This window comes from Frigoribacterium sp. PhB118, assembly GCF_003751725.1.
Lineage (GTDB): Bacteria > Actinomycetota > Actinomycetes > Actinomycetales > Microbacteriaceae > Frigoribacterium.
Genome location: NZ_RKID01000005.1, coordinates 79,124 through 99,871 on the forward strand (window position 1 = coordinate 79,124; position 20,748 = coordinate 99,871).

Here is a 20,748-nt window from a genome sequence, read left to right on the forward strand (position 1 = left end):
CCGGTGAACGGCGGGTGACGCGGACCGTCGCGCGGCCGGGGCACGGCTCACACGTGCGGGACGAAGTCCTGCCAGGCCCGGCGCCGTTCGCCCCGCGGGTCGTGCTCGACGCGGTCGCGGGCGTCGATGATGAGGGTGCGTCGGCGGTGCGGGTCGTAGGTCGGCCAGTCGGCGACCGCCCCGGTGCGGACGAACTCGAGCCAGCGGGAACGCGTCCGCGCCGCCGTGCGCAGGAACGCCCGACGGCCGCCGAGGAGGCTCATCGCCCACCCGAACGCGGAGCCCATGCGGTCGTAGATCGCCCAGAGCTCGAGACCGTGGAACGCGTCGACCCCGACCGTGCGGAGGATGCGCGTCGTGGCGTCGAAACGGTAGAACCGGACCGGCTGGTGGACCGCGTGCCGCTCGGCCACCTTGACGCTCGGGAACCAGAACGCGTAGTCACCGCCGAAGTCGAGGGCGGCCGGGCGGGCGGGCAGCCCCGGGTAGTGCTTCTTGATCGCCTTCCGGGCCTTCTTCTCGGTCGCGGCGAAGATGGCCCGGATGCGGGGCTTCGTCGTGGCGAGGATGTCGCGGCGGCCGGTGAACACCGACCCCTCGCGGTCGTTCGTGCCGATGATCAGCGGCACCGGGTGGGCCCGGCCCGCCTTGAAGGCGTCGAGCGGGCGTTCGGGCAGGAAGTCGCCGTCGATGACCGGGCTGAAGCAGATCGTCCCCGGGTCCTCGTCCGGGGTGCGCAACTGCAACCGGCTCGCGGCCCGGACGATCGCCGTCGTCGGCGCCTCGGCGAGCATCGTCGCCGCGTCGTCGACGCTCGTGGCCTCGAGGTCGTCGTCGCGCAGGTCGTGGGCGAGCAGCTCGAGGAACTCGCCCGCCCAGCGCCGCGTCACGTCCGGCGGGTAGATGGCGTTCGGCGGTGCGCTCTGGGCGACGACCCCCCGGAAGAGGCCGCGAGCGCGCGGCACCGTCATGAGGGTCGTCACGGCGTTGCCGCCGGAACTCTCGCCCGACACGGTGACCCGGCCGGGGTCGCCGCCGAACGCGGCGACGTTGTCGCGGACCCACTCGAGGGCGGCGACCTGGTCGCGCAGCCCGAGGTTCGAGTCGAACGGGCGGTCCTCGGTCGCCCAGTGGCTGAAGTCCAGGTAGCCGAAGGCGCCCAGCCGGTAGTTCAGGCTCACGTAGACGATGCCGCCCTCACGGACGAGCGTCTCGCCCTGTCTCGGGAACTCCCTCGACGACCCCACGCTGTACGCGCCTCCGTGGACGAACACGAGGACGGGCAGCCCGTCGCCCGGTGCCGTGCCCTCCGGTGCGACCACGTTGACCGTCAGGCAGTCCTCGCTGAGCGGGGTGGTGGCGTCGACGCCCACGAACTGCACGCGGTCCTGGGGGGCCGCGGGTCCGAACCGGCCGGCGTCGCGGACGCCCGTCCACGCCGCCGGCGCCTCGGGGGCCCGGAAACGGAGGCGCCCCACGGGTGGTGCGGCGAAGGGGATGCCGCGCCAGGCGAGCACGCCGCTCTCCCGCACGCCGCGGACCTCGCCCGAGCGGGTGGTGCGGACGAGGTCGGGGGCCGGGACGGTCGCCCGGGGCTGTGCGGTCACGGAGCGATGCTACGGGTGGTCGGACGGTCGACCGGGGCCGTTCACCCGACGTTCTCCTAGGGGGTGCCTGGGAGGATGGTCGGGACTTTGCAGTCGATGCACATCGCACGGCTGCCCCGACGACTGGACGGAGCCCGGCTCACATGGAACTCGGCGAGCTGCTGATCATCTTGACCGGGTCGCTCGTCGTGACCGCCTTCGCCCGCTGGCGCGGCCTGCCCGCCCCCCTGCTGACGGTGGGCGTCGCCCTGCTCGTGTCGTTGATCCCCGGCGTGCCCGACATCGAGATCGACTCCGAGGTCATCCTGACCGTGGTCCTGCCGCCGCTGCTCTACTCGGCCGCCCTCGACGTCTCGCTGCTGAACTTCCGGGAGAGCCGCGTGCAGATCGCCCGGCTGGGGGTCGGTGCCGTGATCGTGACGGCCTTCGCCGTCGGGGGCGTCGCCTACGTGATGATCCCCGACATGACCCTTCCGGCCGCCCTCCTCGTCGGGGCGGTGGTCGCGCCTCCCGACGCCGTGTCGGCGGCCGCCATCGGCCGGAAGCTCGGCCTGCCGCGCAAGGTGATGACCGTGCTGTCGGGCGAGAGCCTGATCAACGACGCCGCGTCGCTCACCCTGGTCAAGGTGTTCCTGGCGATCGTGGGCGGTGCCAGCCTCACGCTCTGGGACGACCTCGGCATCTTCGGCCTCGCGATCGGCGTCGGCGTCGCGGTCGGTCTGGTCCTCGGCTTCGTCGCCCACCGCGTGCGCATGCGGATCGACGACCCCGTGGTCGAGAACGTCATCGGCCTGCTGCTGCCGTTCATCGCGTACATCGCCGCCGAGGAGCTGAGCGGCTCCGGCGTGCTGGCGGTCGTGGCCGCGGGCCTCTACGTCGGCTTCAACTCGCCCCGCACGGGCTACGCGACCAGGCTGCAGGAGCGCCCGTTCTGGTCCGCCGCCGACGTCCTGCTCGAAGGGTTCGTGTTCGCCCTGATCGGCCTCCAGCTGCGTGCCGTCGTGCTCGACGTCAGCGAGAGCGAGCGCGGCCTCGGACAGAGCGTCGGCGTCGCCCTCGCCGTCCTCGCCGTGGTCGTCCTCGTGCGCCCGGTCTTCGTGTTCGGCACCTACCACGCGGCCCGCGCCGGCCGGTACCTCTTCCTCTCGACGGTGCTCCGGAAGCTCCGCCGGGTGCCCGCGCTCCGCCGGCTGCGGCGGGCGCCGGCTCTGCGAACGGTGCGCTACCACCCGCAACCCCGCATGGACTGGCGACAGCTGAGCGTCATCTCGTGGACCGGCATGCGGGGCGTGGTGACTCTCGCCGCCGCCGTGTCGATCCCGGCCGTCACCGAGTCGAGCATCCCCGTGCCGGCGCGCGACACCATGTTCCTCATCGCGTTCATCGTCACGGTCGGCACCCTGCTGCTGCAGGGGCTCACGCTGCCGGTCGTCATCAGGGTGCTCGGCGTCCGGGACGACACGCAGCGCGACCGTGACCTCGCCGCCGAGCTGGCGGTCTTCGCGACGAGCACGGACGAGACCATGGCCTACGTCGCGGAACGGCGTGCCGACTGGGAGAAGCGCTGGGGTCCCGAGCTCACCGAACGCGCCGTCCTGCTCGCGACGACGCGGCTGCTGCGGCAGAACGAGGCGCTGCAGCGCACGGCCGTCGACGACGCCGACGAACGGGACGTCTCGGGGGCGACGGCCGCCCAGCGCGCCCGCCGTCGAGCGGCGCCCCAGGCGCTCGGCTCGATCCGACGCGAGCTGCTCGCCAAACGCCGCGAGGTGGTGCTGCGCGAGCGCGACGCCGGGGCCCTCGACGAGGAGGTCATGAGGCGCGTGCTGCTCGGGCTCGACGCCGAGGAGCTCGCCATGGACACCTCGGCCTTCACGAGCACGAGGTCGTGACGCCGCCGCGGCGTATCGTGAGCGGGACCGGCGACGAGACGGGAACACGACCGAGAGCAGGAGGGCGCGGCACCGTGGCGACCACGACGAACCAGACGACCACGGACGACGCGGGAGGGCCGCCCAAGCCCGAGCTCGGACGGTACCGTCGCTGGTACTCGACCCTCCACCCGTCGCTGCAGCTGATCGGCCTGCAGCTCTGGCTGCCGCTGTTCTTCATCGTCGGCTTCTGCCTCTGCTACATCGCGGCCTTCCACGCCCCCCACCCGCACGACGTCCCCGTCGCGGTCGTCGGGTCCTCGTCGGCCGCCGCCGACCTGCAGACGGGCCTCGACGACGCCCGCCCCGGCGTGATCGACGTCCGCGCCTACGGCTCCGCCGACGAGGCCGAGGAGGCGGTGCTCGCCGGACGCGTCGCCGTGGCCTACGACCCGGCCGAGACCACGATCTACACCGCGAGCGCCCACCAGTACCAGGTCGCCGCCCTCATCCCGGCGACGATCACCCCCGTGCTCGAGGCCCAGGGGGTCACGCCCACCGTCACGGACCTGGCACCGCTGCCCGCGAACGACGAGTACGGCACCGTGTCGATGTACCTCATGCTCTCGTGGTGCATCGGCGGCTACATGGTGGCGATGTTCATCGGGCTGATGGGCGCCCCGCTCCGCCACCGCACCCGGATGACGGTGATCGGCGTCGGCGGCGGCGTGATCTCGCTCGTGACGAACGTCCTCGCCGGGCCGGTGATCGGGGCCGTCGACGGGCACTTCGTGCCGCTCTTCTTCATCGCCTGGGCCTGGATCATCGCGATCGGCCTCGCGGTCAACGGCATCAGCTACTTCGTCGGACGGTTCGTCGCCCTGCCCGCGATGATCGTGTTCGTCTTCCTGTCCATGCCGTCCTCGGGTGCCGCCTACCCCGCATGGTTCATGCCCCAACCGTTCGCGTGGCTCAACGCCGTCGTCGTCGGGAGCGGCATCACCGAGATGCTCAAGCGCGTGCTCTACGGCGTGGGCCCCGGCTACGGCCGCGGCGTGACGATGATGCTCTGCTACGCCGCTCTCGGCATCGTGCTGATGCTCGTCGGCAAGCGCTGGTGGGAGAGCCGCCGCATCGCCCGCATCGTGTCCGGCCGCACGACGATGTTCGCCGACGCCCAGAACGCGAACCGCGAGTTCCTCGTCGCCGAGCGCGACGAGGTGCTCGCCCGACACGGCCTCGTGGCGACGGACACGGGCACGATCAACACGATCCCGGCGGACGAACGCGACGACCTCGGTGACCCCGGCGAGCGGGGCGACATGTTCCTCGGTGCACCCGGCGGGCTCGAGAACGACGAGCTAGCGACTCGACCCGTGCGCGTCGTCCCGAGCGACCGGATCGGGTCGGGGCACCCCGGGCGCGAGGACGGCGTCGCGCGCTGAGGCGGTACCCTCGACGCTCGTGACCACGACCACCCTGCACCGCCTGCTCGTCGCCCTCGCCGTCCTGCTGCTCGTCGCGGCCGGGGCCCTCTACGTCCTCTCGGTGACGCTGGCACCACAGGGCGGTCCCGACGTGGCGGCGCGCTTCGTCGGCTACGCCTGGTTCGCGGTCGTCGGTGCCGTGCTCACCGGCGTCGTCGACTTCTTCGTACGCGCGGGTCTGTCGCGCACCGGGACCCGACGCGGACGCTGACCCGCCCGGACGGGGTGTCGGGCTCAGACGAGTCGTGCCTCGGCGGTCGAGGCACGTCGCTCGGCCAGCTCGATCGCCGCGAGGCGTTCGATGCGCTGCCACCGCGCGGCCGTGGCTGCCATGCCCGCGACGAGGGCGACCACGCCGAGGCTCGAGAGCGCCAGCAGGACGCCGCCGAAGGCGGCCCCCACCACGACGACGACGAGGCCGAGGGCCCAGGCCACCGCGGGCAGCCAGAGCGGCAACGACAGCTGGCGGGGCGCCACGGCGGTGCGGGCCGGGCTCCGGAGCGTGGTCGTGGTCAGGCCGTCGTAGCTGGTCATGTCGCTCCCCGTGAGATCCGTCCGACGGCGGGGATCTCCCCGTGATCCGTCTCGGAACCGACCCTAAGCGGAGCACGGCGCCACCGCGCCCCCCTCTGCGAGGGCCAGGCGTCCGGGCCGGAACGCCTCAGGGGCCGGCGTGTTCCGCCGGCAGCGGAGCGTCGGAGGCCACCGTCGCGAGGTCGGCCGCGAAGACGAACGTCCGGGTGACCCGTCCCCCGGCGAGCACACCGGGCAGCCAGTGCGACGCGTCGTCCCACATCTCGTCCAGGGGCAGCTCGTCGAGGTCGAACCACCGGGGCACCAGCTCGTCGCTCTCGGCGGGGTCGCCGCGCCACGCGGTGACGACGAAGACCGTCGACCGCTGGCTCCAGCTCTCACGGTGCGGGAAGAGGTAGAGCAGGTCGCCCCTCCGGTCGAGGTCCGACGCGAGCACCTCGACGCCGCTCTCTTCCGCGATCTCGCGGACCACCGCCTCCTGCACGCCCTCCCCCGGCTCGAGCTTGCCCCCGAGGCCCACCCAGTGCCCCGTGCCGAGTCCGCGCTTCTTGCGTCCCAGCAGGACCTGCCGACGCCCCTCGTGCTCCCGCAACAGGTAGGCGACGCAGACGCGGTAGACCGGCATGCCGGAAGGCTACCGGCTGTCGTCCCGCCCACAGGGCGGACGGCAGGAGGGCGGACGGCAGGAGGGCTGACGGCAGGAGGCGCGGGCCGCGTCCCCGGGAACCGCACGACGCCTCGCGCGTAGGCTCGTCGGCATGTCCGAAGCACGATCGAGCGGGAGGCGACGCCCCGGGCCCGAGTTCCGCGGCGCCGGCCGGAGCCTCGAGGTGCTGCGCGCCGAGGCCCACGACGAGCTCTCCGCCCTGATCGAACTGCGCTGCCGCAACGGCGAGGACCCCTGGGACGTCATCCCCGGGCTCCCCACCGTCGACGAGCAGGTCGTGATCTCGCTGCGGGCCGACGCCCTGGGCACCGACGGCGTGCCGACCGCGACGGGGCTCGGTCTCGCCGACGAGCTCGGCTACCTGCGCACCATCGCGTTGTGGCACCCCGAGCTGTCACGGGCCGTCTGGTCGCTCATGGGGCGGCTCGACGACGCCTCTCGCTGACCGCGCCTCGCCCGACCCGGCTGTCGGTGGTCCGCCGTAGCGTGGCCCCATGAGCTGGTGGGACGTCGTGACCGTGACCGTGGGTGCCTTCGTGGGTGCCGGGGCGGCGTTCGCGTCGAACCTGCTCGTGCGGCTGATCGAGTCGCGCCGGCGCGAGGCGTCGGCCCTCAACGAGCTGATCACCGAGATCCACTTCCGGCGCGTACTGCGCCGGGTGGCACCGAGGCTCAGCCCCAACCCCCGCGCCCTCGACCCCGTCTACGAGCAGGCCCGTCATTCGATCTCGGCCCTGCGGGGCGAGATCCGGCGGGCGCGACGGGCGCTCCGTCCTCGCTCGTCGGCCCTGCCCGTGCTCAACGAGATGACGCTGGCGTGCAACACCTTCCTCGACGACAGCGACGACGCCCCCGAGCGCTACCGCCTGCACCTCATGCAGCTGCACGCCCGGCTCAACGCCTCGGTCCGACGACTGAGGTCCGACCGTCGGTCCATCTCCGACCTCGAACCCGGCGAGGCGCACCTCGGCGCCACCGTCCAGGGGTTGAGCGCGCCCACCACGGCCCTGCCCGTCGACGACTGACCGCCGCCGGGTCGGACGCCGACCCGCGTCAGGGCCGGCCGACGACCGACGGCCTGGCCGGACGTCACCGAGGAGGCGCGGGTACCGTCCCCCGCATGAGCGTCCGCGACCAGACCCCGGCCCCCGACACCACCCCCCGCGACGACGCGTCCGGCGCGAGCGAGACGGTCGACCCGGCCGGGCACGACGTCGACGCGACGTACACGGTCCCCGGGACGCACTCCGAGTCGGCCGCCGAGAAGGCCGGCACCCCCGAGCAGGCGATCGACGAGGCCCGCGAGGGCGAGGCGCCCGACCCGGCCGACGTCCACGTCGCCTCGGACGAGTACCCCGAGGTGCCGGCCTTCAACGGCATCACGGCCAGCGACCGCTCCGTCTGAGCCGCCGTTAGGCTCGGGTGATGGCCTCCGTTCCCGCTCCCCGTGCCCCCCAGAAGCCCGTCACCCGGTCGCACCACGGCCACGACTTCGTCGACGACTACGAGTGGCTCCGTGCCAAGGACGACCCCGAGGTCGTCGCGCATCTCGAGGCCGAGAACGCGCACACCGAGGCCGAGACGGCCCACCTCGCCGGTCTGCGGCAGACGGTCTTCGAGGAGATCAAGGGCCGGGTGCAAGAGACCGACCTGGGCGTCCCGGTCCGTGAGGGCTCGTGGTGGTACTACTCGCGCACGGCCGAGGGGCAGCAGTACGGCATCCACTGCCGCGCACCGATCACCGGGCCCGACGACTGGAATCCCCCGTCGATCGAGGCGGGCGAGGCCGCCGAGGGCGAGCAGGTGCTGCTCGACGGCAACGCCGAGGCCGAGGGGCACGACTTCTTCTCGATCGGCAGCTTCGACGTCTCGCCCGACGGCACCCTGCTCGCCTACGCGGTCGACGTCGAGGGCGACGAGCGCTACACGCTGCGCATCCGCGACCTGGCGACCGGCCGCGACCTCGACGACGTGGTCACCGGCACGGCCGCCGGCGCCCTGTTCGACGCCACCGGCCGATACGTCTTCTACCCCACCGTCGACGAGTCCTGGCGGCCCGACACCATCTGGCGTCACGAGGTCGGGCAGCCCGGCGACGACGTCACGGTGTTCACCGAGACCGACGACCGCTACTGGATCGGGGTGGGCCTCACGCGCAGCCGCCAGTACCTCGTCGTCGACGTCGGGTCGAAGATCACGAGCGAGACCTGGCTGCTCGACGCGGCCGACCCGACCGGCGAGTTCCGGGTCGTCTGGCCGCGCCGCGAGGGCGTCGAGTACGACGTCGAGCACGCGATCGTCGCGGGCAGCGACCGCCTGCTCATCGTCCACAACGACGGCGCCGAGAACTTCGAGCTCGTCGACGTGCCGGCCGACGACCCCACCTCGACGACCGACCGCCGCGTGATCGTCGAGCACCGCGCCTCCGTCCGGCTCGAGTCCGTCGACGCGTTCTCCGGCCACCTCGTGGTCGAGTACCGCCGCGACGCGCTGCCGCGCTTCGCGGTCGTGCCGCTCGGTCCCGACGGCTACGGCGAGGTCTCCGAGGTCGGCTTCGACGAGCCGCTGTTCGCCGCCGGCGCGGGCGGCAACCCGGAGTTCCACCAGCCGACCGTCCGCTTCGGGTACACCTCGTTCGTCACGCCGTCGACGGTCTACGACCTGGACGTCCGCACGGGCGAGCGTCACCTCCTCAAGCGTCAGAACGTGCTCGGCGGCTACGACCCGGCCGACTACGACCAGGCCCGCGAGTGGGCCACGGCGACCGACGGCACCCGCGTGCCCGTCTCGCTCGTCTGGCGCCGTGACGCCGTCCCCGCCGAGGGGCCCTCGCCCGTGCACCTCTACGGCTACGGCTCGTACGAGCACAGCATCGACCCGGGCTTCAGCGTCGCCCGCCTGTCGCTGCTCGACCGCGGCGTCGTCTTCGCGGTCGCCCACGTCCGCGGCGGCGGCGAACTGGGACGCTCCTGGTACGAGGACGGCAAGACGCTCACCAAGAAGAACACCTTCACCGACTTCGTCGCCGTCGCCGACCACCTGATCGCCGAGGGTCGCACGACCCCCGAGCTGATGGTGGCCGAGGGCGGCAGCGCGGGCGGCCTGCTGATGGGCGCGGTGGCGAACATCGCCCCCGACCGGTTCGCCGGCATCGTCGCGGCCGTCCCGTTCGTCGACGCCCTGACGAGCATCCTCGACCCCGACCTGCCGCTCACCGTGATCGAGTGGGACGAGTGGGGCGACCCCCTGCACGACGCCGAGGTCTACGAGTACATGCGCGGCTACAGCCCGTACGAGAACGTTCGCGACGACGTGACCTACCCGCGCATCCTCGCCGTGACCTCGATCAACGACACCCGGGTGCTCTACGTCGAACCCGCCAAGTGGGTGGCGCGGCTGCGCGAGGTCGACGCCCCCGTGCTGCTCAAGACCGAGATGTCGGCCGGGCACGGCGGCGTCAGCGGACGGTACGAGTCCTGGCGCGAGCGGGCGTTCGAGATCGCGTGGATCCTCGACGTCCTCGGGCGGGCCTGACGAACGTGGACCACGTCGCCCTGCTGCGGGGCGTCAACGTCGGCACGGCCAAGCGGGTGGCCATGGCCGACCTGCGACGCGTGGCCGCCGACCTCGGCTTCGAGCGCCCCGAGACGCTGCTCAACAGCGGCAACCTGGTGTTCGGGGCGTCGTCGCGGCTCGGTGCCGACGACGCCGCCGGGCTCCGGGCGTCGATCGCCCGGGCCACCGGCGTCGACGCCGACCTGGTGCTGCTCGACGCCGAGCGCTTCACGCGGCTGGCCGTGGCGAACCCCCTCCGACGCGAGGAGCGCGAGCCGAAGCTGCTGTCGGTCGCGTTCGCCGAGGTGCCGGGCGCGCTCGACGGGGTGGCGCCTCCCGACGTCGACCTGGGCGACGAAGAGATCGTGGTCTCGCCCGACGCCGTCCGCCAGTGGCTGCCGGCAGGCGTGCTCGCCTCGCGGGTGCCGGCCGCCTGGTGGCGGGGGCTGCCGACTCCGGTCACGGCCCGGAACGACGCGACCGTGCGCAAGCTCGAGGCGCTGCTCGCCCGCCGCTCCGCCTGACCCCTTCCGCGCCCGAGGTCCGACGTCAGAGGTCGGCGTCCCGACGTCAGAGGTCGGCGTCCCGACGTCAGAGGTCGGCGGCGGCGCGGCGGAAGCGGCGGAGGGCGTCGTCGGCACGGGCGGACTCGAGGGTGGCCAGCACGCCGTAGCCGAAGGCGTCCTCGCCCGACCGGTTCGCGAGCGTCGCGACCTCGCGCATCGAACGCACCGCCGCGAGGGCGTCGCGGTGCTCGCCGAGGGCGTCCTGGACGGCCTCGGCCCGGCGGGCCCGGCCGCGACCCGATCCGCTGCGGGCCCGGTCGGCCTCGAGGGCGTACCGCAGTCGTCGGGCGGCCTTCCGCGCGTCGTGCAGGACCGGGAGCGCGTCCACGGCGCCTGCTCGGTCCGTCGCGTCCACGGCCGCCAGCCCCGCCCGGACGGCCCGCCTCGTCCGCTTCCGCTCGGCCCGCAGCCGCGCGGCCGAGAGGTCGGCGGCCGGGTCGGTGGCGTGCTCCCCCGTCGCCGGGGCCGCCACGAGCGCGTCGACCGCGTCCAGCAGGTCGAACCAGGCGCCCGAGTCGAGCAGGCGACGCACGTCACCGACGGCCTCGTCGAGTCGTTCGCCGAGCCGGGCGTCGATCCGCCCCGTGACCTGGGCGGCCACGAAGCCCTCCGGAGCCGAGGAGGCGCGGGTCGCCACCCGGCCTCGCGCCACCTCGACGTCCCGAGCGGCACCCGAGACGTGGCCGACGTGGCGGGCCCCCGCCACGACGGCGGCGGCGAGCCCGGGGTCGAGGACGCCGTCCCACACGGTCAGCAGGGCGCGCAGTCGCCGGGTCGTGGTCCGCAGCCGATGGACCGCATCCGGCCGGCCGTCGCGCACGGCGGCGTCGACCGCGAGCAGCTCGTCACGGAGTCCCGACGCAGCGGACGCCACGAAAGCCGCCGCCGACTTCTTCTTCGGGGCCGGGGTGGCCGGGGCAGGCACGACCGTCGAGGCGGCCCCGCCGGTGCCGTCGCCCGACGCCGCCGGCACCGCGAGTTCCGAACCCAGCCCTCTGGCCAGCTTCGACTTCGACGACGAGAGCGACGCACCGGCCGCCTCCAGCCGCTCCGCGACCGCGTCGAGCAGCCGCTCGCCCTCGTCGCCGTCGACGCCTGGCGCGAGCTCGACCTCCCACTCGCGCCAGGTGCGCAGCACGCCCGTGTCGGGGTTCGACGCCCGCACGACGTCGTCGGCGAGCTCGGCCAGCTCGCGGTCCGAGCCGTCGAGCAGGCGGGTCACGGTGCGCGTCGTCTCGAGTCGGAGCACGGGGTGCACCGGTCGGCCCCGCAGCCGCGCCTCGACCAGCCGGCGCAGGGCGTCCGGCACGGGCTCGCCCGGGTCGCCGAGCGGCCAGTGGACCTCGCGGCGCCCGGTCGTGCCGGCCGACGGCGGCAGCTTGAGGTGCCATCCGGCGTCGCCACCGCCCTCGCGCCTCCTCAGGGTGGTCCGGGCCCCGAGCAGCGTGTGGTCGACGGTGTCCCAATAGGTCGCGGCGAGCTCGACGGGGTCGTCGTGCCCCACGCCGTCGACGACGAGCGCCTCGGCGGCGTCGCCCCCCACCCCGACAAGGTCGGGCACCCCGGCACTCTCGTGGACGTCGTACTTGCGCTCGATCTCGGTCTGTTCGGTGCGGTGCGGTGATGCGGGGCTCATGCCTCCGTTCTAGTCGGGAGGCCCGGTGGCCGGCCCTCCGGACCCCGCGGGGCGGCCCGGCGTAGGGTCGTCGCATGAGCGATGTGGCACCGATTCTTGCCGGATGGATGGCGCGTCAGCGCTGGTACGCGACCAAGGGACGAACGCCCGCCCTGCGGGTGATCGGATCGTTCGAGGCCGAGGTGGACGACGCCCTCACCATGACGCTGCTGATCATCGACGAGGCGGCGGACGTCCCCGTCCTCTACCAGGTGCCCCTCGTCAGCCGCGCGACCCCGTTGCCCGGCGGCGACGCGGCCTTCATCGGCTCGGCCGACGGACGCTACCTCTACGACGGTCCCCACGACCCGGCCTACGCCCGGGAGTTGCTGCGCACCATGTCCGCCGAGGCGCACGTGGCGGGTGCCGACGTCACGGTCGACGGCACGCGCATCGTCGACCCCGGGCAGGTGCGTCGCTCGCGCGTGCTCTCGGGCGAACAGTCGAACACCTCGATCGTCTACGACGTCGAGGGCGGCCCCGTCGACCAGGTCATCGCGAAGGTCTTCCGGGTGCTGCACCACGGCGACAACCCGGACGTCACCACCCAGGCCGCCCTGACCCGTGGCGGGTCGACGCACGTCCCCTCGTCGTTCGGCTCGTTGCGCGCGACCTGGCCCGACGTCGGGCGCGAGGGCGGGACGGCCACCGGCCACCTCGCCTTCTCGCAGGAGTTCCTCCCCGGCCTCGAGGACGCGTGGCGCGTGGCCCTGACGGCGGCGGCCGACGGTACCGACTTCACCGCCGATGCCCACGCGCTCGGCGTCGCCGTCGCCGAGGTGCACGCGACCCTCGCCGCCGACCTGGGCACGGTCCCCGCGGGCGACGACGAGATCGCCGGGGCCCTGACGAGCATGCGTCGACGCATCACGACCGCGTCGCGCGAGGTGCCGCAGATCGCCGAGCACGCCGCCGCGATCGGTGCCGTCTACGACGCGGCCGAGCACCTGCACTGGCCCGACCTGCAGCGCATCCACGGCGACCTCCACCTCGGTCAGGCCCTGCTCTCGCCCGAGCGCGGCTGGATGCTCATCGACTTCGAGGGCGAGCCCCTGCGGCCGATGCCCGAGCGCTCGCGCCCCGACCTGCCGATCCGCGACATCGCGGGCATGCTGCGGTCGTTCGACTACGTGGCCGGTTCGCTGGCGCAGGAGGCCGTCCCGGTGGACGCCGCGGCCTGGGCGCACGACGCCCGCCGCGCGTTCGTCGACGGGTACGTCGCCTCGTCCGGCGTCGACGTCCGGGCCGCCCGGGCCCTGCTCGACGCGTTCGAGATCGACAAGGCCGTGTACGAGGCGATCTACGAGAGCCGCAACCGGCCGGACTGGATCGACATCCCGCTCGCGGCCGTCGCCCGGCTCGCCGCACGCAGCGCCCCCGCCGCCGGCTGAGCCGGGCGGGCAGGGTCGCGAGGCGTCCCCCGCGTGCGCGCCGCGCCTCCTGACCCCTCGACAGCGAGGGGGCAGGAGGCGCGGCGCCGACCTCAGGGACGCGGCACGTTGCGCAGGTTCGACCGCGCCATGGCCACGGCCTCGCCCGCGCCGCCGTTCATGACGATCTTCGACATGGCGAGCGAGAAGCCCTTCACCTGGGCGCCCGTGATCGTCGGGGGTAGCGAGAGTGCCTTCGGGTCGGTCGCGATGTCGACGAGCGCCGGACCGTCGTGTTCGAAGGCTGCCTCGTAGGCCGCCCGGAGGTCGCGGGGGTCGTCGACGTGGACGGCGTGGATGCCGATGGCGCGCGCCACCGCGGCGTAGTCCGTGTAGGGCACGTCGACGCCGAAGTCGGGGAACCCGTCGACGAGCATCTCGAGCTTGACGAGGCCGAGCGTCGAGTTGTTGAACACGACGATCTTCACCGGCAGCTGGTACATCTGCGCCGTGACGAGTTCGCCCATCAACATGGACAGCCCGCCGTCGCCCGAGATCGAGACGACCTGGCGATCGGGGTAGGCCATCTGCGCACCGAGGGCGTGCGGCAGGGCGTTGGCCATCGAGCCGTGCAGGTACGAGCCGAAGATGCGCCGGCGCGGGGTCGGGGTGACGTAGCGCGCGGCCCAGACGTTTCCCATGCCCGTGTCGGCCGTGAAGATGGCGTTGTCGGCCGCGACCTCGTCGAGCAGCGAGGCCGCGTACTCGGGGTGGATCGGCCGCATCTTCTCGACGTTCTTCGTGTAGGCCCCGACCGCACCGGTCATCAGCTTCTCGTGCTTCTTGAGGGTCTTCTCGAGGAACCTGCGGTTCTTCTTGCGTGTCACGAGCGGCATGAGCGCCCGGAGGGTCGGGGCGATCGCCCCGTGGACGGGCACCTGCACGTCGGCGCGACGACCGATCACGGCGGCGTCGACGTCGACCTGGGCGATGGTGACCTTCGAGGCGTCCGGCAGGAACTGCGGGTACGGGAAGTCGGTGCCGAGCAGCACGAGCAGGTCGGCGTCGTGGATGCCGGCGTGGGCGGCACCGTAGCCGAGCAGGCCGGTCATGCCGACGTCGAACGGGTTGTCGTACTGGATGACGTCCTTGCCCCGCAGGCTGTGCCCGATCGGGGCACCCACGAGGTCGGCCAGGGCGATGATCTCGTCGTGCGACCCACGACCGCCCTCGCCGACGAAGAACGCGACGGTGTCGGCCTGGTTCACGGCATCGGCCAGGGCCTGCACGTCGTGCCGGTCGGGCACGAGCTCGGGCGGGCGGACGCTGACGTAGGCGGGCACCTTGCCGCCCGCGTCGAGTTCGGCGATGTCGCCCGGCAGCGTGATCACGCTGACGCCCTCGCCCGCCAGGGTGTGCCGGATCGCGCTGGCGACGACCATCGGCGACTGCTCGGCCGTCGAGATCATCTCGCTGTAGCCCGAGCACTCGACGAAGAGGCGGTCGGGGTGGGTCTCCTGGAAGTAGTCCGAGCCGATCATCGTGCTCGGGATGTGGCTGGCGATGGCCAGGACCTTGGCGCGGCTGCGGTTGGCGTCGTAGAGCCCGTTGATGAGGTGCAGGTTGCCCGGGCCGCACGACCCGGCGCAGACGGCGAGCTCACCGCTCATCTGGGCGTCGCCCGAGGCCATGAACGCCGCGGCCTCCTCGTTGCGGACGTGGATCCAGTCGATCCCGCCCTTCGCCGAGCCGCCCGTGCGACGCACGGCGTCGACGATCGGGTTCAGGCTGTCGCCGACGATGCCGTAGATCCGGCGGACGCCGGCGGTGACGAGCTGGGCGATGATCTGGTCGGCGACCGTGTCTGCCATGGTGTTCCCTTCGTGGTGCGTGCCGGTACGCCTCCCAGACAACTCCCCCGGCGCTCACCGCCGACCGGGCTTAACCTGGGGTCATGAGCGACATCGCGAGCACGTACGTCCCCGATTCCGGCAGCATCACCATGTTCAGCACCTCGTGGTGCGGCTACTGCGCCCGCCTCAAGCAGCAACTCGGCAAGAAGGGCATCGCCTTCACCGAGGTCAACATCGAAGAGGTCCCCGGCACGGCCGAGATCGTCGAGAAGGCCAACGGCGGCAACCAGACCGTGCCGACGATCGTCTACCCCGACGGCTCGACGGCCACGAACCCCTCGCTCGCCGACGTCCAGGCCAAGCTCGGCCTCTGACGCCGTCGTGGGCCCGACCGGCACGACCTCCTCGGCACGTCGCCCCCTGCGGCTGCTGATCCTCGGCGGCACCGCCTGGCTCGGTCGGACGATCGTCGAGGCCGCCCTCGCCGGCGGCCACGACGTCACGTGTCTCGCCCGGGGGTCGTCCGGCGACGTCCCCGAGGGCGCGGAGTTCGTCCGGGCCGACCGTCGCACGCCCGGGGCGTACGACGCCGTGCTCGAGGGCGGACGACGCTGGGACGCGATCGTCGACCTGAGCCGCGACGCGTCGCACGTGCGTGACGCTGTGTCGGTGCTCGAACCCGCCAGCGCCTCCTTCGTCTTCGTCTCGAGCGTCAGCGTCTACGCCGACACCGCCACCACCGGGGCGGACGAGACGGCGGCCCTCGTCGACGCCGACGAGTCGGACTACGGCGGGTCGAAGGTCGCGGGCGAGCGCGCCGTCGTCGAGGCGTTCGGCGCCGACCGTTCACTGCTCGTCCGGGCGGGCCTCATCGGCGGACCGGGCGACCACACGGGCCGCACGGGCTGGTGGCCGCTGCGCTTCGCCCTGGCCGCCGCGTCCACGGAGCCCGATCCCGTGCTCGTGCCCGACGTGCCCGGTCTCGACGTGCAGCCGGTCGACGTCCGGGACCTGGCGAGCTGGATCGTCGCGTCCGTCGAGCGAGGTCTCTCGGGGACGTTCGACGCGGTGGGTGATCGGCAGTCGCTGGCCGACCACCTCGCGGTGGCGCGCCGGGTCGCCGGCCACACGGGCGAGGTCGTACCGGTCGACGAGCCCTGGCTCGACGCACACGGGGTCGGGCCGTGGGCCGGGCCCCGGTCGATGCCCCTCTGGGTGCCCCTCGCCACGCACGCGAGCTTCGGCGCCCGGTCAGGAGGCGCGGGCCGGGCCGCCGGGCTCGTGCCGCGCCCCGTGGACGAGACGCTGCGCGACGTCCTCGCGTGGGAACTCTCGCGTCCCGGCCCGGCGGGCCCCCACGGCGCGGGGCTCGAGCCCGCCGACGAACGCGAGCTGCTCACCGCCGCCCGCGACCGCTGAGACCGACCCGCGCTCCGCCACTCTTTGCCGGTCTCTGCAAGCCGCGCCCCGCGCCTCGCGCACCGCCCGCCGCACCCGCCATGCAGTGCACCGCGATTCGTGCAGCACGCTCGCTCTAGTCGCGGTGCGGTGAACGAATCGCGGTGCGATGCCGGCAGGCGGCCCGGTCCGGCGCGTCCTGGGTAAAAGGCCCCCGCGCCTCCGCACCCCGTTTCGTGCGCCACACACCGTCTAGTCGCGGTGCAGTGCACGAAACGCGGTGCCGTCGCGGCAGGCGGCCCGTGTCAGCTCTGTGCGGTCGGGGCGAAGAACTCGATCTGGTTGCCGTCGGGGTCCTTGATCATGAGGGCGTGGCCGAAGTCCGCGTCCTGCAGGTCGGACTCGATGCCGACCGACGTGGCGTGCTCCTGCCAGGCGACGACGCCGTCACGATCGGTCACGGCCAGGCCGATGTGGTCGAGCCCGGGGACGGTCGGGTCGAAGGCCGCGCTCGATCCCCCGGTGTAGGCCGTCACCCCGAGGATCTGCCCGTTGCCGACGGAGAAGATGCGGCGATCGAGGCCGTCGAGTTCGATGCGGCCGACGGGGCCGGCGCCGAGCAGCTTCTCGTAGAAGGCGAGGCTCGTGTCGAGGTCGGAGACGGTGATGGCGACGTGGGCGTAGCCGGAGAGTTCGGGCATGGGGTGCTCCTTCGGTGGTCGGGTGTTCTCCGACCCACCGAACTCGCCTCGACTGAGAACGGCCTCTCGTCCCGCGCTCCGCCGTCCCCCGCATCCCTCCACAGGGTGGCGAGATCCGATCCCGGAGTCCGCTCGCGCCCGAGACGATCGACGCGTGACCACCCACGAACGAGACCTTCGTTCCCTCCTCATCCGCTCGCGGTTCGACGATCCGTCGGAACGCCGAGCCCACGCGCGTGGCGAACTCGTGCGCGTCGCGCCCGGACGCTACGTCGAGTCGGCGGCCTGGCGGGGCCTGCGCCGCGAGGAACGCCACGCCGTCCGAACGGCGGCCGCGGTCGGCCGGATGCGTGACGCGGTCGTCGTCTCCCACACCTCGGCGGCCGCGGTGTGGGGCATGCCTGTGCTCGGCCCGCCGCTCGCCCGCGTCTCGACGACCGACCCGGCGCGCGCCCGGACCCACACGGGTGCGCACGTGACGAGGCATGCGGCACCGCTGCTCTCGGACGAGGTCACCAGTCATCGGGGTCTCCTCGTGACCACGCCGGCCCGGACGGCCGTGGACGTCGCTCTGAGCGGGACACGCAGCCAGGCCGTGGCCGTCCTCGACCACTGCCTGCGACGTCGGTTGTGCACGCTGGCCGAGTACCAGGCGTGCCTGCTGGGACGAGACCGTGTCCGGGGCTCGACCCGCGCCTCCTGGGTCGCCGAGTTCGCCAGCCCCCTGGCCGGTTCCGCCGGTGAATCGGTCTACCGGGTCGCCCTGGACGGTCTCGGATTCCCGGCACCCCGTCTCCAGGAACGGCACGTCGACGACGAAGGGCTCATCGGGTTCACCGATTTCGGGTGGGAGGCCTACGGCGTGTACGACGAGTTCGACGGCTTCGTGAAGTACCTCGACCGCGAGATGCGGCACGGGCTGACGGCGGAGGAGATCGTGGTCCTCGAGAAGGTCCGTGAAGACCGGCTGAGGGGGCTGCCCTACGTGAACCGGGTGACACGAACCGTCTGGCGCGATCTCGCGCGTCCGCAGCGGATCGTCACACGGCTCGAGCGAGCCGGCCTCCCGCGCGTCCACACCGCGAATCGTGCACGGCACCGTGACTAGTCGGGGTGCCGTGCACGAAACGCGGTGCGTCGAGGTGCGGCGGTGTGTCGCGGTGGCGTGCACGAAACGCGGTGCGTCGAGGTGCGGCACGGTGCGGCGCGGTGCGTCGAGGTGCGGCGCGGTGAGGGCGGGTCAGGCTTCGAGGGCCTCGGTGAGCAGGGCGACGAGGGCCGAGAGCTGCACGTCGACGGAGTCGACGACCTCGGAGTCGTCGCCGTCGAGTGCCCGGGCGGCGAGGCCGGCCTTGCTGTCGATCAGCTCGGCGATCTTCGTGTCGATCGTCTGCGCCGCGATGACGCGCCACGCCGTGACCGGCTCGGCCTGGCCGATGCGGTGCACGCGGTCGATGGCCTGCGTCTGCTCGGCGTCCGTCCACGACAACTCGGCCAGCACGACGTTCGAGGCGACCTGCAGGTTGAGCCCCACGCCGGCCGCGGTCAGCGAACAGACGACGACCTCGACCTCGGGGTCGTTCACGAAGGCGTCGATCTGGCGCTGACGGACGGCCGGGGTCTGGTCGCCGCGGATCGAGGAGTACTTGATGCCCCGCTTGGCGAAGGTGGCCTCGGCGACGTCCATGACGTCGATGTGCTTGGCGAAGAACACCACCTTGCCGACGTTGCGGGCGAGCTGGGCGGTGTAGTCGGCGGCCAGGCCGGCCTTGGCCTGACCGATGCGGCGCACCATGCTGAAGACGTTCTCACCCGTGCTCGACGCGCTGGCGTCCTCGAGCTCCCACTTGGCGACCTGGCGGACGAGGTCGTGATCGATGCCCTCGACGCGGACGCCGGACGTGCGGGTGGTGAGCGCGGTGCGGTACTTCTGCACCATGCGGCGGGCCAGCTCGCGTTCGGCGTCGCGGATGGACCGGCCCACCTCGTCGTCGAGCTCGACCGGAAGGTCGGCGATGCGGCGGGCGGGGATGTCGGAGGCGACGTCGACCTTCTTGCGACGGACGATGCCGAGGTCGATCACGATCTCGCGCGCCGACGAGAAGAACCCGGGGTCGGCGGGGGTCAGGCCGACCTCTTCGAGGCGCTCCATCAACTCGGCGGCGGGCTTCTTGTCGCCGATCCAGCCGAGGAACTCCCAGATGGCGCGGAAGTCCTCGATGTCGTTGATCAACGGGGTGCCGGTCAGCGCCATGAGCAGCGGGTGCGCGGTGCGCGACCGGATGCGCTGGGCGAGCTGCAGCACGTGCCGCGACCGCTGCGATTCTTTGTTCTTGATGAAGTGGGCCTCGTCGACGATCATGCCCTTGAAGCCGAGCTCGCCGAGCCAGCCGACGTGACGGTCGAGCACCTCGTAGTTGACGATGACCACGTCGGCGAAGGCGTCGAGCTTCTCGCCGTCGCCGTGGATGACGGTCGCCGTGCGCGTCGGCGTCCACAGCTGGACCTCGCGGGCCCAGTTCGTCTTGACGACGTTGGGCACGACCACGAGCAGCGGGTACGCCGCGGCCGCCTGGGCGGCGAGCAGGGCCTGGGCGGTCTTGCCGAGGCCGGGCTCGTCGGCGAGCAGGTAGGTGCGGTGGCCCTGGCGGGCGGACTCGACGAGCTGTGCCTGGTGGTGCATCAGGGTGGCGCCCGCGGGGGCGTCGACCGTGGTGGGCTCGGGCAGCGGCATGCAGGCCGAGCCTCCCCCGGCGCCGTACTCGAAGGACTTGAACAGGGGGCCGAAGAGCTCCCAGTTCGCGAGCCGGCGCGGGTGCGCCTCGCGGGCGACCTCGGCGAGCGCGAAGTCGGGCGGCAGGAACGGGTTCGCCAGCTGCCGCGAGATGACCGACTGCGGGACGACCTGTCGCTCGGAGGTCGGCGCGACCGGCGCCGCCTCGGTGACGATGATCTGCTGCTCGGGCTCGAGCTCGAGCCCGGCCGACATCTGCATGTCGCGCTTGAGCGTCTTGGCGGCCTCGCTGACCGTGGCCGCGTCGCCCAGCAGGGTGATCAGGGACGTGTCGCGGGCGGCGGTCTTGGCCAGGATCTGGGCGACGCCGTCGAGGCGCTTCATCTGCTCGGCGCGCTCGGACTCGCTGATGGCCTTGTCGACCTTGACCCGGGCGCGTTCCTCGCGCATGAGCAGGGCGATGACCTGGAACTTGGTGCGGCTCGAGGGCTTCACCTGACCGCGTTGCGCGGCGGCCTCGACCTCGCGCACCGCACGGGCGAGGACGGGGATCAGCCCGTCGTTGTCGACCTCGCGGCGACGGTTCGGACGCTGGGCGGTGCGGGTACCACCCGATTGACGCTGGCCTGGTCGAGCCAAGGCTCCTCCTCGTGGTCGACGCGGGACGTCGACGGTGCTGTGCCGCCGTGTCGGCGGAGGGTGCTGCGCGGGACGCCGAGAGGCTCGGCGA

19 protein-coding genes are annotated in these 20,748 nt (G+C 72.9%); 12 read left to right on the top strand and 7 right to left on the bottom strand.

Going from position 1 to position 20,748, the window contains the following annotated elements:
* Positions 1-47 precede the first annotated feature (47 nt).
* The gene (locus EDF21_RS14235) at positions 48-1,607 is read right to left on the bottom strand and encodes a carboxylesterase/lipase family protein (RefSeq protein WP_123571805.1); all 1,560 of its coding nucleotides are present in this window, start codon (positions 1,605-1,607) and stop codon (positions 48-50) included.
* Positions 1,608-1,750: 143 nt separating this feature from the next.
* On the opposite strand from EDF21_RS14235, the gene EDF21_RS14240 reads away from it, so the two are divergent.
* The 3 genes from EDF21_RS14240 to EDF21_RS14250 all read left to right on the top strand — a co-directional run bounded on the left by EDF21_RS14240 (position 1,751) and on the right by EDF21_RS14250 (position 5,176).
* Positions 1,751-3,499, top strand: coding sequence for a sodium:proton antiporter (locus EDF21_RS14240; protein ID WP_123571806.1), 1,749 nt, complete (start codon positions 1,751-1,753; stop codon positions 3,497-3,499).
* Positions 3,500-3,573: 74 nt separating this feature from the next.
* Entirely contained in the window at positions 3,574-4,923 is a 1,350-nt protein-coding gene (locus EDF21_RS14245) for an ABC transporter permease (RefSeq protein ID WP_056048169.1), read from the top strand.
* Between the two features lie 19 nt (positions 4,924-4,942).
* Positions 4,943-5,176 (top strand): hypothetical protein, encoded by a 234-nt coding sequence (locus tag EDF21_RS14250; protein ID WP_056048171.1) that lies wholly within the window; start codon positions 4,943-4,945, stop codon positions 5,174-5,176.
* Positions 5,177-5,199: 23 nt separating this feature from the next.
* On the opposite strand, the gene EDF21_RS14255 is transcribed toward EDF21_RS14250, so the two are convergent.
* Both EDF21_RS14255 and EDF21_RS14260 read right to left on the bottom strand, forming a co-directional pair.
* Positions 5,200-5,499, bottom strand: a complete 300-nt coding sequence (locus EDF21_RS14255) for a hypothetical protein (RefSeq protein WP_056048172.1) — start codon at positions 5,497-5,499, stop codon at positions 5,200-5,202.
* A 127-nt stretch (positions 5,500-5,626) separates the two neighbouring features.
* Positions 5,627-6,124: an 8-oxo-dGTP diphosphatase gene (locus tag EDF21_RS14260; protein ID WP_056048175.1), complete on the bottom strand. Its 498-nt coding sequence runs from the start codon at positions 6,122-6,124 to the stop codon at positions 5,627-5,629.
* 133 nt (positions 6,125-6,257) lie between these two features.
* On the opposite strand from EDF21_RS14260, the gene EDF21_RS14265 reads away from it, so the two are divergent.
* From EDF21_RS14265 to EDF21_RS14285, 5 genes are all read left to right on the top strand, one after another.
* The gene (locus EDF21_RS14265) at positions 6,258-6,611 is read left to right on the top strand and encodes a hypothetical protein (protein ID WP_043596433.1); all 354 of its coding nucleotides are present in this window, start codon (positions 6,258-6,260) and stop codon (positions 6,609-6,611) included.
* A gap of 49 nt (positions 6,612-6,660) precedes the next feature.
* On the top strand, positions 6,661-7,191 hold the full coding sequence (locus EDF21_RS14270; protein WP_056048177.1) for a hypothetical protein: 531 nt from the start codon (positions 6,661-6,663) through the stop codon (positions 7,189-7,191).
* A 95-nt stretch (positions 7,192-7,286) separates the two neighbouring features.
* A complete protein-coding gene (locus EDF21_RS14275) occupies positions 7,287-7,571 on the top strand; it encodes a hypothetical protein (RefSeq protein ID WP_056048180.1) in 285 nt (94 codons plus the stop codon).
* A 20-nt stretch (positions 7,572-7,591) separates the two neighbouring features.
* Complete coding sequence (locus EDF21_RS14280) at positions 7,592-9,700, top strand: S9 family peptidase (RefSeq protein WP_056048184.1); 2,109 nt, start codon at positions 7,592-7,594, stop codon at positions 9,698-9,700.
* Between the two features lie 5 nt (positions 9,701-9,705).
* Positions 9,706-10,245 (top strand): DUF1697 domain-containing protein, encoded by a 540-nt coding sequence (locus EDF21_RS14285; protein WP_056048188.1) that lies wholly within the window; start codon positions 9,706-9,708, stop codon positions 10,243-10,245.
* Between the two features lie 67 nt (positions 10,246-10,312).
* Here EDF21_RS14285 and EDF21_RS14290 read toward each other — a convergent pair whose 3' ends face one another.
* Positions 10,313-11,923 carry a CYTH and CHAD domain-containing protein gene (locus tag EDF21_RS14290; RefSeq protein WP_123571807.1) on the bottom strand — a complete coding sequence of 537 codons (1,611 nt, stop codon included), beginning with the start codon at positions 11,921-11,923 and terminating at the stop codon, positions 10,313-10,315.
* A 74-nt stretch (positions 11,924-11,997) separates the two neighbouring features.
* Between EDF21_RS14290 and EDF21_RS14295 the strand changes: the two genes are divergently transcribed.
* Positions 11,998-13,353 (top strand): hypothetical protein, encoded by a 1,356-nt coding sequence (locus EDF21_RS14295; protein WP_123571808.1) that lies wholly within the window; start codon positions 11,998-12,000, stop codon positions 13,351-13,353.
* Positions 13,354-13,445: 92 nt separating this feature from the next.
* Here EDF21_RS14295 and EDF21_RS14300 read toward each other — a convergent pair whose 3' ends face one another.
* On the bottom strand, positions 13,446-15,203 hold the full coding sequence (locus EDF21_RS14300; protein WP_123571809.1) for a pyruvate dehydrogenase: 1,758 nt from the start codon (positions 15,201-15,203) through the stop codon (positions 13,446-13,448).
* Positions 15,204-15,286: 83 nt separating this feature from the next.
* On the opposite strand from EDF21_RS14300, the gene EDF21_RS14305 reads away from it, so the two are divergent.
* Positions 15,287-15,559: a mycoredoxin gene (locus EDF21_RS14305; protein WP_123571810.1), complete on the top strand. Its 273-nt coding sequence runs from the start codon at positions 15,287-15,289 to the stop codon at positions 15,557-15,559.
* Positions 15,560-15,566: 7 nt separating this feature from the next.
* Complete coding sequence (locus EDF21_RS14310; RefSeq protein ID WP_233568521.1) at positions 15,567-16,604, top strand: NAD-dependent epimerase/dehydratase family protein; 1,038 nt, start codon at positions 15,567-15,569, stop codon at positions 16,602-16,604.
* A gap of 284 nt (positions 16,605-16,888) precedes the next feature.
* Here the strand turns inward: EDF21_RS14310 and EDF21_RS14315 are convergent, their stop codons facing one another.
* Positions 16,889-17,284, bottom strand: coding sequence for a VOC family protein (locus EDF21_RS14315; protein ID WP_158612927.1), 396 nt, complete (start codon positions 17,282-17,284; stop codon positions 16,889-16,891).
* Between the two features lie 154 nt (positions 17,285-17,438).
* Here EDF21_RS14315 and EDF21_RS14320 point away from each other — a divergent pair, with 154 nt between their 5' ends.
* On the top strand, positions 17,439-18,392 hold the full coding sequence (locus tag EDF21_RS14320) for a hypothetical protein (protein WP_148053714.1): 954 nt from the start codon (positions 17,439-17,441) through the stop codon (positions 18,390-18,392).
* A 132-nt stretch (positions 18,393-18,524) separates the two neighbouring features.
* Here EDF21_RS14320 and EDF21_RS14325 read toward each other — a convergent pair whose 3' ends face one another.
* Positions 18,525-20,657, bottom strand: a complete 2,133-nt coding sequence (locus tag EDF21_RS14325; protein ID WP_056048208.1) for a DEAD/DEAH box helicase — start codon at positions 20,655-20,657, stop codon at positions 18,525-18,527.
* Between the last annotated feature and the right edge of the window lie 91 nt (positions 20,658-20,748).